We start from the raw sequence: 13727 nt of genomic DNA, 5'->3' as shown, positions 1-13727 counted from the left end.
CTGATCGAGGCCTTTGCCAATCACACGCGATAGTACTCACGGTACCAGCGTACAAAGTTGGCGACGCCAGTTTCTACAGAAACCTGCGGCCTATAGCCAACGGCCTGTATCAGGTCCGTTACATCAGCTTCGGTATCGGGCACGTCGCCAGCCTGCAGCGGCAGCAGCTCCATCGTGGCCTTGCGGCCCAGGCAGTGTTCGAGCACTTCGATGTAATGCAACAACTCCACCGGACGTTCGTTGCCGATGTTGAACAAGCGATATGGCGCTACGCCGCTGCTGGCCGGATCGGGCATGTTGCTGTCCCAGCGCGCGTCGATAGGCGGCACCTTGTCCAGCGTACGGATCACGCCTTCGACGATATCGTCCACATAGGTGAAGCTGCGCTTGTGCCTGCCGTGGTTGAACACGCGAATGGGCTCGCCCGCGAGGATGGCGCGCGTGAACAGGAACAGCGCCATGTCTGGCCGTCCCCACGGCCCATAGACGGTGAAGAAACGCAGGCCCGTGCTTGGAATGCCATACAGATGCGCGTAGCTGTGCGCCATCTGCTCGTTGGCTTTCTTGGTGGCTGCGTACAGCGTGAGCGGATGCTCGGCAGATTTGTGTTCGGAGAATGGCATGGCAGTGTTCGCGCCATACACCGAACTGGTCGAGGCGAACACCAAGTGCTCCACGCCATGCTGGCGGCAGCCTTCAAGCACGTGCAGAAAGCCGGTCACGTTGCTGCTGGTGTAGACGTACGGGTTCTCCGCCGCGTAGCGCACGCCGGCCTGGGCGGCCAGGTGCACCACACGCTGCGGACAGTGTTCCGCAAACGTGCGCTCCATCGCGCCACGATCGGCGAGATCCGCATGGATATGCGTATAGCCCGGTCGATCGGCAAAACGGGCCAGGCGTGCCTTCTTCAAGGTGACGTCGTAGTAGTCGTTGAGGTTGTCCAGGCCAACCACCTCGTCGCCGCGCGCGAGCAAGCGCTCTGCGACATGGGAACCGATGAATCCGGCGGTGCCGGTAACCAACACTTTCATGATGCGTTCCTGAAAATCAGAGGCGACCGTCTACCGCTTCGCGCGGCAGCACGTACTTCACGTCATACACCACAGAGGAGGATTTGCCGAATGCACGAATGCCTTCGGCGCCAAGTGCGACGAACTGGCGATGTCCGACGGCGACGATTACCGCGTCATAGTCGCCTTCCGATGGTTTGGCAACGGGTGTCAGCGAATATTCGTGTTCGGCCTCGGCGGGGTTGATCCACGGATCATGCACATCTACCTCGGCGTTGTAGCCGCGCAGCGCATGAACGATGTCCACTACGCGCGTGTTGCGCAGGTCGGGGCAGTTTTCCTTGAAGGCCAGACCCAGCACCAGTATGCGAGCGCGTACCGGATTGATGCCTTTGCGCACCATCAGGCGGATGACTTCGTTGGCGACGTAGCCACCCATGTTGTCGTTGGTGCGCCGTCCGGCGAGGATCACGTCTGGGTGATGGCCCACTTCCTGCGCCTTGTGGGTGAGGTAGTAGGGATCCACACCGATGCAGTGACCGCCCACCAGGCCGGGTCGGAACGGCAGGAAATTCCACTTGGTGCCTGCAGCTTGCAGCACTTCCAGCGTATCGATGCCCAGCTTGTTGAACAGGATGGAAAGGTCGTTGACCAGCGCGATGTTGAGATCGCGCTGCGTGTTTTCGATGACCTTGGCGGCCTCGGCCACCTTCAGCGAGCTGGCCTTGTGCGTGCCGGCGGTGATGATGGAGCCGTACAGACTGTCCACGAAATCCGCGGCTTCGGGAGTGGAGCCCGACGTCACCTTGAGAATGCTGGTGACGCGATGCTGCTTGTCGCCCGGATTGATGCGCTCGGGACTGTACCCGGCGAAGAAATCGCGGTTGAACACCAACCCCGAACCCTTCTCGAGAATCGGTACGCACACTTCCTCGGTGCAGCCCGGATACACCGTGGATTCGTACACCACCACGTCGCCGCGCTTGAGCACCTTGGCCAGCGCTTCGCTGGCGCGGATAAGCGGCGTGAGATCAGGGCGCTTGGCCGAGTCGATCGGCGTGGGCACGGTGACGATATAGACGTTGCGGTCGGCAAGCTCGGCCAGGTCGCTGCTGAAGCGCAGGTGCTGGGTTTCGCGCAATTCCTCTGGGCTGATTTCGAGCGTGCTGTCGCGGCCCGCGCGCAGCTCGTCGATGCGGCCCTGATTGATGTCGAAGCCGATGGTGTCGTAGCGCTTGCCAAACTCCACCGCCAACGGCAGGCCCACGTAGCCCAGACCGATGATCGCGAGTTTGGTGTCTTCCAGATTTTGCATGCCGGGATCCCGCTGTCTGGTGTGGTGGAGCACGGAGCCAGCCAGCAGGTTATCCGATGGATCACCCATTTGGATTACGAGAGCTCCCTGCCTGAGAACCGGCTCACCGTCTGCACGTAGTCCGTGCCGGGATGGGGAACAGGCTCATGCGCTTCACGGCAGCTGTGTCTGGCGAAGATGCCAGCACGATGACGGCGCGCCGGCGCAAGGCTAACAGGGTCAACCACGATTTCCGCTAGGCCAGAGGTTGCTTGCCGGATGGCGGATGTTGTCGGCGCGACAGGTGCTCGTTTGATGGGATCCGGGCGCACCGCATTCGCTCCAGCGACTGGTGATTCGGTGGCTTCAAGGTGCCTCGGCGCAGGGGGCGGGCGGCGTTGGCTGTCGCGGGTACGATCTTGCGTCGCCGGCAAGATATTGCGAATAATTCTCAATCACGTTATCTTTCCATGACGCAGCCGGGCTTGAGGTAGTCACCTCGCCGCGGCCAACGCAACTCTTTTCCCAAAAAAACAGCAGGCGAAAGGCTCCCAGTCCCCTGGAGAGGCCGGCGTTCGCTTGCGCGAAGGATCGAGCATGACTTCGAAAGCGTTTGTGTCTTCCGCGGCCAATCCGCCCATCCGGCTCGCCGTCAGCGCGCTGGGCCTCGCCCTGGCGTCCACCTCGGCGGTTGCTGCAGGCGACACCGCTGGCGATGTCCGTGATACGGCGGCCGACCCGCAGGAAGCTCAGAACCTCGACGGCGTGAAAGTGCGCTCCACCGTGGTCAACACCACCTCGCCCAAGTTCACCGCGCCGTTGCTCGATACACCGCGCTCGGTGACGGTGATCCCGCAGGAGATCATCCGGCAGACCGCGGCCACCTCGCTGCTCGACGTGCTGCGCCAGGTGCCGGGCATCACGTTCGGCGCGGGCGAGGGCGGCAACCCCAACGGCGATCGCCCGATCATTCGTGGCTTCAATTCGGAAAGCTCGGTGTTCGTCGACGGCATCCGCAGTTCCGGTTCGCAGTCCCGCGAGATCTTCGACATCGATCAGGTCGAGGTCATGAAGGGGCCAAGCTCTGCCTATACCGGCCGAGGCGGGGTGGGTGGCAGCATCAATCTGGTGACCAAGTCGCCCAAGGCCGAGAACTTCGTGCGAGGTACCGCCGGCGTGGGTACCGACAATTACTATCGCGGCACGGTCGACTGGAGCCAGCTGGTCGGCGCCGATTCGGCAGTGCGCCTCAACGTGATGGGTCACAGCAACGACGTGCCGGGGCGCAATGGGCCGGACATGTCGCGCTGGGGTATCGCGCCATCCGTGACTTTCGGCTTGCATGCGGCCACCAGCGTGACGCTGAGCTACTACCACCTGCAGAGCGACGACACGCCCGATAGCGGCATCCCGTACAACAACCCGTTCGCGGCCTCGAGCCCGTACTTCAACCTCAACGGTGACGGCCGCCCGTACTCGGTGCCACGAGGCACCTATTACGGCTGGCTGGATCGCGACTTCCAGAAGCAGAGCAATGACGTCGGCTCGGTCCTGGTGAAGCACGATTTCGGCGACGGCTGGCTGCTGCGCAACACGACGGTGTACGGGCGCTCCACCAACGACTACATCTGGACCCAGCCGGATGACAGTCAGGGCAATTTCCTGGTGAACGGCGGCATCTGGCGCCGCAACAACAACCGCGACAGCAGCACCACCAATCTCACCAACCAGACCGATCTCACGGGTGAATTCGAAACCGGCGCGCTCAAGCACAGCTTCGCCGCGGGCCTGGAGATCAGCAGCGAGAAGACCCAGCGCACCAGCTACCTGGTGGACCCGGCGAAGAGCGCCGCCGACACCCACAACACCGGCTCCATCGTCAACGGCGCATGCAGCAGCAAGTACGGCATGGGTGCGCCGTCCAACTACTGGTGCACCGATGCACAGCATCCGACGCCGAACGATCCGTTCAACAGCGCCATTATCGGCGGCCAGAACCCCACCCGCATCGTCACGGACACGCGCTCGGCGTGGGCGTTCGACACGGTGAACTTCAATCCGCAGTGGTCGGTGAACGGCGGTGTGCGCTTCGACAGCTTCGACACGAAGTCCACCGCGACCACGACGACCACGGGTGCAGTCGCCCGACTCGGCAACGATTCCAATTTCTGGAACTACCAGCTTGGCGTGGTCTACAAGCCGGCGCAGAACGGCAGCATTTATCTGTCGTGGGGCACCTCGTCCAATCCGCCGGGTGTGGATGCGGGCGATGGCGCCGATGGCATTGCCGTCACCAACGAAGACCTGAAACCGGAAAGCAGCCGTAACCTGGAACTGGGCACCAAGTGGGATGTGCTGAACCAGCGCCTGTCGCTCACCGCCGCTGTGTTCCGCAGTGAAAAGACCAACGCCCGCGTGGCCACCGGCGGTCGCGGCAGTCCGCAGATCAATGCCGGTGAGCAGCGCGTGGATGGCGTGGAGCTGGGCTTCAGTGGACAGCTCACCGAGCGCTGGAGCGTGTTCGGCGGTTACACCTATCTGGACAGCGAGCTGGTGAAGACTGGTCCGGGTGATGCGGCGAGCCAGGGCAACCAGTTTCCCAATACGCCGAAGAACAGTTTCACGCTGTGGACCAATGTCGCGATTACCTCGAAGTGGGCTGTCGGTGGTGGCGCCTATTACCAGGACAAGGTGTACGGCAACACCGCCAACACCAAGTGGGTGCCGTCGTACACACGCTTCGATGCGATGGCGTCATACCAGGTCAACAAGCACCTGACGCTGCAGCTCAACGTGCAGAACCTCACCAACAAGTATTACTTCGACAAGGCGTACGCCTCGCATTACGCCTCGGTAGCGCCGGGCCGGGCCGGCATCCTGACTGCAAACTTCAGTTTCTGATACGTTCGACGACTGGCCGCACGGCGAGCGGCCAGCCTGCACAGCAAAGGAAACACCATGTTGCTTCACGTGCCTGAAGTCCTTACGGCCGATGAGTTGATGCAGTGCCAGCAGCGCCTCCAGGAGGCGCCCTGGGCGGATGGGCGAATCACGGCTGGCCATCAATCGGCCATGGCCAAAGACAACCTGCAGCTTCCAGAGGATTCGCTGGAAGCACGAGAACTGGCGGCGCTGGTGCTGGACGCACTGGCTCGCAACACCACGTTCTTTTCCGGGGCCCTGCCGCGCCATATCTTTCCACCGCTGTTCAACTGCTATCGAGGCGGCCAGTCGTTCGGTTTCCACGTGGACAATGCCATCCGCTACGACCACCGTAACGGGGCCGGCACGCCGATCCGCACCGACCTGTCGGCCACTCTGTTTCTCAATAACCCAGACGATTACGACGGCGGTGGCCTGGTCATCGAGGACACGTTCGGTACGCATACGGTCAAGCTCGCTGCGGGCGACATGATCCTGTATCCCGCCAGCAGTCTGCATCGCGTCGAGCCCGTTACGCGCGGCCAGCGGCTGGCATCGTTCTTCTGGATCCAGAGCCTGGTGCGCGACGAACAACAGCGTCGGCTGTTGCTGGAGCTGGATGTGTCCATCCAGAGTCTGACTCAGGCCAACGCACATCATCCTGACGTGCTTCGACTGACGGGCATCTATCACAACCTGTTGCGCACCTGGTCCGTGACATGAGCCATAGTCAGGCCGCGCGCACGGATGAACTCGCTCATCTGCTGAGAACGGCGCCGGCCAGGGCGCACGCGTCCTTGCTTGCGCAGGCGCTGGTCGGCGACTGCGCATCGCAACTGGCGGTGGGGCAGACCTTCCTGGAAGGCATCGGTTGTGAACGCGATGCGGCGGAAGCGTTGTATTGGTTCCAGCATGCCGCGCACCAGGGCGAGTCGATGGCGATGAACATGTTGGGTCGCATCCACGAGAACGGCTGGGGCGTGCCGGTCAACTACGAGCTGGCCGCGGTTTGGTATCGGGAAGCGGCGGAGCACGGTTCGGATTGGGGCATGTACAACTTTGCCCACGTACTGGCCAATGGACGCGGACTGGCAGCGAACCGTGCCGAAGCATTCCATTGGTTCGGCCGCGCTGCTGAGGCGGGACATGCCCGCGCCATGCATTTCCTCGGGCAGTACTACGAGCACGGGTGGGAAACCGCGCCGGACGTAGCCACGGCACACGAGCTGTATCGTCGCTCGGCTGAGAAGGGTGATTATCGCGGCCAGTGCAGTTGGGCCTCGGTGCTCACCGAGCAGGGCCGCATCGAGGAAGCCTGTGCGCTGCTGCGTTCCGCCATTGATTCGGCGCCTGCCTATTTCGCGGCAGCACTGCGCAACGACTTGCGTCAGTCATGTCATGCCGAACTGCGAGCTGTTGCAGTCGAGGCCGCTGATCCATAGTCAGCAAAGGCGTGCGCTATAGGCGCATCGCCCGCACACGCGCATGACGCATGTGCGGGCCGTTTCGTCAGGACCAGCTGCTGTCGTCGAAGCCGCTGTCGTTGTTGTCGTCGAAATCGTTTGAAGCGAAATCCTGGTCGTTGCCGCGTGAACTGTTGTCGTGGTCGTAGTAGTTATTTTCGGTAACGTTCTCGATCACCGAGGGTTGGCCGCCACCGCCGCCGAGGAAGCCACCACCATGATGGCCGCCGAGCATGTTCTCGATGCCCTCGAACAGAAACATGCCACCGGCCACGCCCGCTGCCGTCGTCGCCGCTTGCGACAGGAAGCTGGGTGCTGCCGGTGGTTGAGCCGGCGCGCCGCCAAACAAGCGCTCACGCCAGCCCGGTGCCGCGGTCGGCTGTGCTTGCGGTTGCGGAGGGTAGGGCGGCGGTGCGGCACCCCACGCGGGCTGCTGCCCGCCCAGGAAACTGCCGCCACCTTGTTGCGAAGCGAGCTGTGCCTGCAACTGCGCGATCTGCGCCTTGGCGCCGTCGAGTGCCTGCTGTTGCAACAGGCTGCGCTGTACCAGCAGGTAAAGCGCGTCGGGTTGTCCGGCCAGACGCTGGCGCATCAAGACGTCCGCTTGCGGATCCTTCGTCACGCTACCTGCGGCGACCAGGCGCTGGAGAAAATCTTCGAGTAGCTGTTGTTCCTGCGGTGTCATGACGTGCGCATCTCCGTGGTACTGCGAATGACGCCCAATGTGGCGGCCGCTTTTCAAGGCGTGCAGTGCCAGAAGTGTGCCCTATGCGTGTGACATCAAGGGTGAAGCGATACCCGTTTTCCTCGCAGTCAGCCAGTTCGCAGAATCCTTCGAAAATTCGATGGGTGGTGGACACGTCGATGCCTCAAGCAAGATATGTAGAGACAGCGTGTGGTACCGGCACGCTGAAGTGGTCGACGTCGTTCGGCGGGCTAGTCCGAAATCCTGGCCCTGCGCGTAGCTTCCTGCACCCCCCGCACTGCGGCAGCGATGATCAGTCCCGTCATCAGTAGACCAAGCAGGCCGAGCAGCAGCGCATCGATCCGGCCAAAGGGCGTGGTGGGCACGACGTCGCCATAACCAATGGTGAGCGCTGTGATGGCGCAGTAGTAGATAGTTTCACCCAGCGGCGAAGCGGATCGATCCGACGTTTCGACCGGGCCGCCGAAGTAGTACATCGCGGCAGTCAGAAGAGCGAATAACAGGAGCTGGCCGAACATGATCGCACGCAGGTACCACAGTGTTTCGGTGAACTCCGAGAGCACGTCGCTGGCCTTCAGGTGGTGTCTTGTGGCTCTGTCGATCATTCCCATGGTGAAAGCCTCTCGATAGTGAATTGCCTGCCTGGCGAACGTGGTAACGCTCTGAACAAAGTGGGGGCGGCCATGCGCAATGTCGCCGGCTTCTAGGTTGTTCCAAACCGCAAGCGAGGCCGTGCATCGAGCAGTTGGATCATCAGGCAGGCATACAAGGTGACGGCAAGGAAGAGCCCCATGCGTACGGCGAATGCGGTGTAGACATCCTTTCCTGCCGCGCTGTCCTGGACAGACTGGCCCAGCAAAATGATGAGAGTGACAAGGCTGTTGAGCCAGAAGCTGGGTGTGTATCGGGTTGGGTTGAGGGCATAAAGCTTGCGCGCCACCAACAACCCGAACAGCAGCATCCACAGGAAGAACATCCATAGATGCACAAACCATTTGAGTGCGAACCAGAACAGGATCGCGAGCAGGCCGCCGAGCAGCGTGGAGCCCAGCAACTCGCGTGCGGCGCCGCGCGCGGACGTCGTGCAGCTTTGCCTGCCGAGACTCACCGACTTCATGATGATCGGCATGTAGCTCGCAGGGTCGGCCAGCGCGAGCAGAAAAGCCGGCAATACGACGAGGGTGGCGCGCAGTGCCAGACGCACAGCTTCTTCGTTTGACAGTGCCCGGGCAGCGGGTGCTTTGGGAGCACTGGCTGGCTCGGGAATCAACCAGTGACCGAAGGCCAATACACCGACAGCCAGCAGGAGTCCCTTGATCAACGCGCCCACCACCGTCATGGCCAATTGAAGATCGGCCGTACCGGCAGCGGCAATCATGGTGAGGCCAACCACCAGGAAGGTCGACACCAGATTGTTGCCTCCGCGCAGGCCGTAGCGAAAAGCCAGGTACAGGCACAGACCGACCAGCAGTACGCCAGTCATCGGGTAATAGCGAAGCGGAAGCACAAGCAGCAGTCCGCTGATCGTCGTCGATGCCACCACCAGAGCTAACCCGAGTGCGGCCTTGAGCGTCAGCGGCCGAGGCATCGACGCAAGAAGAAACACGGCAAACACGGGCGCCACGATGGGAATGGGCAGGTCCATCGCGAAACTGAGTGCAAGAGCACTTGCCGTGCCGAAGGCAAGGCGCAGCGCGCGCCGACCAAGAAGTTGACGTTGGCTGGATGCTGTCGTCATCAATAGAGATACGAAAGCCAGCTCATCACACGCAGAAACACCCGACCCAGCGGGTTGAGCGGGTTGCCCTGACTCGGAAATGCCATCACCTCGGCTTGCCCGCCGACACGGACGTCGCGAGTCGGCACGGATTCTCCCGGCGCAAATTCCACGATCACGGGGAAACGTTGGGCCGGGCGCAGCCAGTCGCGGCTGTTCTGCACGGTGGGCAAGCTGCCAGGCGGTGTGCTCTGGCCGGCGCTGACGCCGTATCCGATGCTGCGCACCCGGCCTTTGAAAAGTTCGCCGGGCCGCGAGTCCAGCGCAATGGAGACCGGTGTGCCGGGCTGGAGATGGCCAAGGTTGTTTTCGGTCATGTCTGCACTCACCCATACATCCTGGTTCGAGATGAGCGTCATGACCGGATTGCCAGCGGCGGCGTATTGACCAACTTCGGTGCGCAGATCGGTGATCAACCCGGCCGAGCGTGCACGCACCTTCGTATTGGCAACGTCCAATTGTGCTTTCTCGACCGCCGCGGCGGCACTGCGCAACTGCGCGTTCTCCGTTTCGCCGCCTCCTTGCTGTTCCTTCGCGCGCTCGACCTCGGCGCGCGCGGCGCTCACCTGGCTGATCGCCTGTTCGTGTGTTGCGCGTGCGACTTCCAGGCGGCGCAACGAGACGGTGCCCTGATCCTCACGGTAAAGCCTTTCAAGACGATCGCTATCCTGGCGTGCCTTGACCTCGTTTGCGTTGGCGGCGCGCAGTGACCCTTGGGCTGAATCGATGCCGGCCGTGCTGGCGCCGATCTGGCGGCGCGTCGATTCGAAGTCGGCGCGTGCACGGACAAGAGCGATCCGGTATTGCTCCGTGTCCACCTCGAAGAGGACATCTCCGGCCTTGACCTCCTGGTTGTTGTGCACGAGGACGCGAGTCACCCTGCCGGCAACTTCCCCTGCCACCGGTATGACGAAGGCCTGCACCCGCGCCTGCTGCGTGTAGGGCGTGAAGCGGTCGGCCAGCAAGTACCAGACAAGGCTCACGCCAATCAGGATGAGCACCCATCTCACGCCCTTGCCAGACGGTTCGGCTTCAGGCGGTGGCGATGGCGTGGCGGGGGAGGGCGATGGCGTATCGCTCATCGGGACGGGCCTTCAGGTGGCAAGGTCGCGGCTGACGGGGTGTTCGGTTCGTCGAACAGGTCGCCCCAGTCGGTGCGTTGCTGCATCTGCTGACGTGTGGCCGGATCGATGGGCGGCTGTTCCGTGTACCAGCCACCGCCGAGTGCCTTGTACAGCGCCACCAGGCTGCCGACGGCATTGCTGCGGTTGACGATGTAGGCGTCCTGCTCGGAGGAAAGCGCACGCTGTGCATCGAGCACGCGTTGGAAGTCCGAATAACCTTCGCGGTAGACCGTGTTGGCGAGCGTCAGCGAGCGGCGAGCGGCCAATTCCGCATCACGCAGGATGCCGTCGCGCTGCAATGCCGAGATCAGTCCGGTGGCGGCATCGTCGGCCTCGCGTGCCGCTTCGCGCACGGTGCCTTGGTAGGTGACGACCAGTTGTTGCAGGCGGGCGTCCTGTACTCGCACGTTGTTGATGATCCTGCCGTGGTCGAACACGTTCCACGTGACACTGGGGCCGGCGGCGAGGGCGAGCGTGCTGGGCGATCCCACGAGCGAGCTGGCGCTCCATGCAAGCGTGCCCAGCAAGGTCACGGACGGATACAGATCGGCCTTGGCGACGCCGATGAGTGCCGATTGGGATGCCATCTGCAGCTCGGCGGCGCGCACGTCGGGGCGACGAAGCAGCAGGTTGGCCGGTACATCCTGCAGCGCCGCGCGATTGACCAGCGGAATGAATCCTTCCTTGCCTGGCTGTTCGTCCAGCTCCGGCAGCGGTCCGGGCGGGCGACCGATGAGCACAGACAACGCATGGCGCGCCAGCACGATCTGGCTTTCGAAATCGGGGATGCTGCTCAGCGTGCTCAGGTATTGCGTCTTGGCTTGCTGGAAATCCAGTTCGTCGGTTTCCCCGCCTTTGAACAAGTGCTCCGTGATCTCGAAGCTGCGTTTTTGAAGTTCGGCGTTCTCGCGCGCAATGCCCAGGCGTGCCTCGGCCGTGCGCATCGTGAAGTAGGTGTCGGCGACCTGTGCATGCAGCAGGATCAGGACGGCATCATGGTTGGCCTGCGAGGCGAAATACGCGGCATCCGCCGACTCGATCGCGCGCCTGAAGCGACCCCAGAAGTCCAGTTCCCAACCGATGTTGAATCCCGCGCCGTACTTCCAGGAGCCGGGAATACTGGGCGTTGGTTCGCGGTGGTTCTTCGTTTTCGTGTACGCGGCATCGGCGCCAACCTGCTGCACTTGCGGGTAGCGACCGCTCAACGCGATGCCCAGTTGAGCGCGCGCCTCAAGCACACGCAGGCCGGCGACCTTCAGATCGGTGTTGTGGGCATCGGCTTCGCTGATCAGGCGCTCGAGGTTCTGATCAGCGAAAACCTTCCACCACTGGCTTGCATCGGGTTGCGATTGCTGCGAAGTGGCCTGCTCGATCGCCGCACTGCTCCAGTGGTCGGCCCAATCCTCATGCTGCGGATGGAAGTCCGGGCCCACGCTCGCGCAACCACCGAGGCAGACCAAGCCGGTCAGCAGCAGTCGGTTCGAACCAGGGAAGCGCGACATGGCGGGCGTCCGGCAGCATCAGGGCTGCTTCGGCTCGACCGGCGGTTCGGCTTGCGGCTGGTCCTCGACCCAACGCCAGAACAGTTGATAACCGACGGCGAGCACGACCGGGCCAATGAAAAGTCCAATCACGCCTCCGGTCACCATGCCGCCCAATGCGCCGATCAGCACCACCGGCATCGGTACGTCGACTCCACGCCCCAGCAGTAGCGGCTTGAGCACGTTGTCGGCCAACCCCGCAATAAACACATAGATGGCGAACACGATGGCGGCGCCGGTGAAGCCTTCGGTAGCGAATACGAAGATGATCACCGGGATGGTGATCAGTGTGGCTGGCAATTGCATGATGCCGAGCAGCAACACAGCGAGGGCCAGCAGACCCGCGCCTGGGACGCCTTTGAGCACGAAGGCGACGCCAACGAGCAGCATCTGGATGAACGCAATGCCGACCACGCCCTGGGCGACCGCGCGGATGGTGGCGGCGCACAACTCGGTGACCTTCGGGCCGCTTTCTGGACCAAAGATTCGCAAGGCAATGAGCAAGGCGCTGCGTTTCGCTTCCTCACCGTAAGCCATGAAGATGCCCGAGATGATCAGCGCAAAAATGAATATCAGGAGCCCTGTGCCGACGCTGGTAGCGGCTCCAAGCAAGGCAGCACCGATGCCCTTGAGTTGTGGTGCGAACTTCTGGAGCAAACCGGTCAGGTCGGTGGATGCCTGAAGCCAGAACGCGTATACCCGTCCACCCACCAGCGGCCAGCCCGCTACCGATTCGGCTGGCGGCGGAATGCGGATGTTGCCACTCTTGGCGACCTCCATCGCGTGTTCTATCGAATCAGCCAGCGCGACGCCCAACAGATACGTGGGCACCGTGATGATGATGAGCGCGATAAGAACAATCAGTGTGGCGGTAAGACCGTTCTTGTTGCCCAGTCTTTTTCGGAGCCTTAAGTGCAGCGGATAAAGTGTGATCGCCAGAATCAGGGACCACACGAGCAGGCTGCCGAACGGGTAAAAGATTCGGAAGCAGAACAGGGTCAGAACGGCGATCAGTCCCGCTCGAATCAGAACATCGAGCATGCCTCGGGAAAGCGCCTTTTCGGACAGCGGCGTAGATAGCATCGATGATCTCCTTGCACGTTGCTGCAGAGATATCCGAGCAATAAGCCAAGCATTTCAGCTGACTGGCTCCGGACGGCACCGGGAACACGCTGCCATGATGGTCCGTCAATCAGTGTGTTTGCCGTGAAAGCCTGAGTTGCAGTGGATCATTCGCCAAGATTGAAATAGGTACTCGGAGCGAGCGTCGTTTTCAGGCCAAGGCAATGGCGATGGAATACCTGCATCGATTGTATGGCTGCTGCACTGGGCTTTTCCCCTGCAGTGCATGCGCTTTCCCCAGGACAATGATCGTCTAACGCAGACCAAGAGTCGCCAACCTGTGAGTCGTAAGTAGATTTACCTAGCGACGTTCCGTTGCACTGCACTCGCGGCACCAGGAACTACAAATGGGTTGGGCGGCTCGGCCATCCTTGTCGTAGACAACTCGGAGTCATGGTTTCCGGCAATCGAGGATGTCTGCACGAGTGACGAGGACTCTGTCACGTTACCGAGTCGGTCGCGCAAGCTGAGCTAAGAGCGAAAATGCCAACGCACCGCGCAACGGATGATCGCGGCGGGAAAACAGTAACCGAGATAGCGCGATTTCGCCTTCTTCATCGCGACATCTTGCGCGACCATCTTGGCAACGTGACGGGCTCGCGGGAAACCCCAAGGGCAGCGCAAAAAAAACCGCGCCGTAGCGCGGTCTTTCAGGATGTATCGGAATACACCGGGATATTGAAGTGGTGGAGCGGAGGAGGATCGAACTCCCGACCTTCGCATTGCGAACGCGACGCTCTCCCAGCTGAGCTACCGCCCCACACGAGC

11 protein-coding genes and 1 tRNA gene are annotated in these 13727 nt (G+C 62.0%); 3 read left to right on the top strand and 9 right to left on the bottom strand.

All coding sequences use genetic code 11. The features are described 5' to 3' along the window. Positions 1–20: 20 nt before the first annotated feature. Both AC3CBN_RS16225 and tviB read right to left on the bottom strand, forming a co-directional pair. On the bottom strand, positions 21–1031 hold the full coding sequence (locus AC3CBN_RS16225; protein WP_488634024.1) for an NAD-dependent epimerase: 1011 nt from the start codon (positions 1029–1031) through the stop codon (positions 21–23). A 16-nt stretch (positions 1032–1047) separates the two neighbouring features. Beyond that, positions 1048–2325: a Vi polysaccharide biosynthesis UDP-N-acetylglucosamine C-6 dehydrogenase TviB gene (gene tviB / locus AC3CBN_RS16220; protein ID WP_488634023.1), complete on the bottom strand. Its 1278-nt coding sequence runs from the start codon at positions 2323–2325 to the stop codon at positions 1048–1050. A gap of 576 nt (positions 2326–2901) precedes the next feature. Here tviB and AC3CBN_RS16215 point away from each other — a divergent pair. From AC3CBN_RS16215 to AC3CBN_RS16205, 3 genes are read left to right on the top strand one after another with little or no spacing between them, the layout of a single operon-like run. Beyond that, positions 2902–5205 carry a TonB-dependent receptor gene (locus tag AC3CBN_RS16215; protein WP_488634022.1) on the top strand — a complete coding sequence of 768 codons (2304 nt, stop codon included), beginning with the start codon at positions 2902–2904 and terminating at the stop codon, positions 5203–5205. 57 nt (positions 5206–5262) lie between these two features. Then, complete coding sequence (locus tag AC3CBN_RS16210; RefSeq protein ID WP_488634021.1) at positions 5263–5949, top strand: Fe2+-dependent dioxygenase; 687 nt, start codon at positions 5263–5265, stop codon at positions 5947–5949. Further along, complete coding sequence (locus AC3CBN_RS16205; RefSeq protein ID WP_488634020.1) at positions 5946–6668, top strand: tetratricopeptide repeat protein; 723 nt, start codon at positions 5946–5948, stop codon at positions 6666–6668. The genes AC3CBN_RS16210 and AC3CBN_RS16205 overlap by 4 nt, the downstream gene beginning before the upstream one ends. Positions 6669–6735: 67 nt before the next feature. On the opposite strand, the gene AC3CBN_RS16200 is transcribed toward AC3CBN_RS16205, so the two are convergent. From AC3CBN_RS16200 to AC3CBN_RS16170, 7 genes are all read right to left on the bottom strand, one after another. Then, positions 6736–7374, bottom strand: coding sequence for a DUF2076 family protein (locus AC3CBN_RS16200; RefSeq protein WP_488634019.1), 639 nt, complete (start codon positions 7372–7374; stop codon positions 6736–6738). A gap of 251 nt (positions 7375–7625) precedes the next feature. After that, the gene (locus tag AC3CBN_RS16195; protein WP_488634018.1) at positions 7626–8006 is read right to left on the bottom strand and encodes a potassium channel family protein; all 381 of its coding nucleotides are present in this window, start codon (positions 8004–8006) and stop codon (positions 7626–7628) included. Positions 8007–8098: 92 nt separating this feature from the next. Then, entirely contained in the window at positions 8099–9133 is a 1035-nt protein-coding gene (locus tag AC3CBN_RS16190) for a DUF2955 domain-containing protein (protein WP_488634017.1), read from the bottom strand. Then, the gene (locus AC3CBN_RS16185; RefSeq protein ID WP_488634016.1) at positions 9133–10173 is read right to left on the bottom strand and encodes an HlyD family secretion protein; all 1041 of its coding nucleotides are present in this window, start codon (positions 10171–10173) and stop codon (positions 9133–9135) included. Before AC3CBN_RS16185 ends, AC3CBN_RS16190 begins: the two co-directional genes overlap by 1 nt. A 77-nt stretch (positions 10174–10250) precedes the next feature. After that, the gene (locus AC3CBN_RS16180; protein ID WP_488634015.1) at positions 10251–11798 is read right to left on the bottom strand and encodes a TolC family protein; all 1548 of its coding nucleotides are present in this window, start codon (positions 11796–11798) and stop codon (positions 10251–10253) included. 18 nt (positions 11799–11816) lie between these two features. Continuing rightward, complete coding sequence (locus tag AC3CBN_RS16175; RefSeq protein ID WP_488634014.1) at positions 11817–12920, bottom strand: AI-2E family transporter; 1104 nt, start codon at positions 12918–12920, stop codon at positions 11817–11819. Positions 12921–13643: 723 nt separating this feature from the next. Next, positions 13644–13719: transfer RNA gene (locus tag AC3CBN_RS16170), tRNA-Ala, on the bottom strand. Between the last annotated feature and the right edge of the window lie 8 nt (positions 13720–13727).

It is taken from the genome of Dyella sp. OK584 (genome assembly GCF_057787755.1).
This window is presented reverse-complemented; position numbering and strand designations above follow the sequence as displayed.

Bases quoted from the DNA above. Each gene is read 5' to 3' on its own strand.
- AC3CBN_RS16225 (WP_488634024.1), bottom strand. From the start codon at position 1,031: ATGAAAGTGTTGGTTACCGGCACCGCCGGATTCATCGGTTCCCATGTC.
- tviB (WP_488634023.1), bottom strand. From the start codon at position 2,325: ATGCAAAATCTGGAAGACACCAAACTCGCGATCATCGGTCTGGGCTAC.
- AC3CBN_RS16215 (WP_488634022.1), top strand. From the start codon at position 2,902: ATGACTTCGAAAGCGTTTGTGTCTTCCGCGGCCAATCCGCCCATCCGG.
- AC3CBN_RS16210 (WP_488634021.1), top strand. From the start codon at position 5,263: ATGTTGCTTCACGTGCCTGAAGTCCTTACGGCCGATGAGTTGATGCAG.
- AC3CBN_RS16205 (WP_488634020.1), top strand. From the start codon at position 5,946: ATGAGCCATAGTCAGGCCGCGCGCACGGATGAACTCGCTCATCTGCTG.
- AC3CBN_RS16200 (WP_488634019.1), bottom strand. From the start codon at position 7,374: ATGACACCGCAGGAACAACAGCTACTCGAAGATTTTCTCCAGCGCCTG.
- AC3CBN_RS16195 (WP_488634018.1), bottom strand. From the start codon at position 8,006: ATGGGAATGATCGACAGAGCCACAAGACACCACCTGAAGGCCAGCGAC.
- AC3CBN_RS16190 (WP_488634017.1), bottom strand. From the start codon at position 9,133: ATGACGACAGCATCCAGCCAACGTCAACTTCTTGGTCGGCGCGCGCTG.
- AC3CBN_RS16180 (WP_488634015.1), bottom strand. From the start codon at position 11,798: ATGTCGCGCTTCCCTGGTTCGAACCGACTGCTGCTGACCGGCTTGGTC.
- AC3CBN_RS16175 (WP_488634014.1), bottom strand. From the start codon at position 12,920: ATGCTATCTACGCCGCTGTCCGAAAAGGCGCTTTCCCGAGGCATGCTC.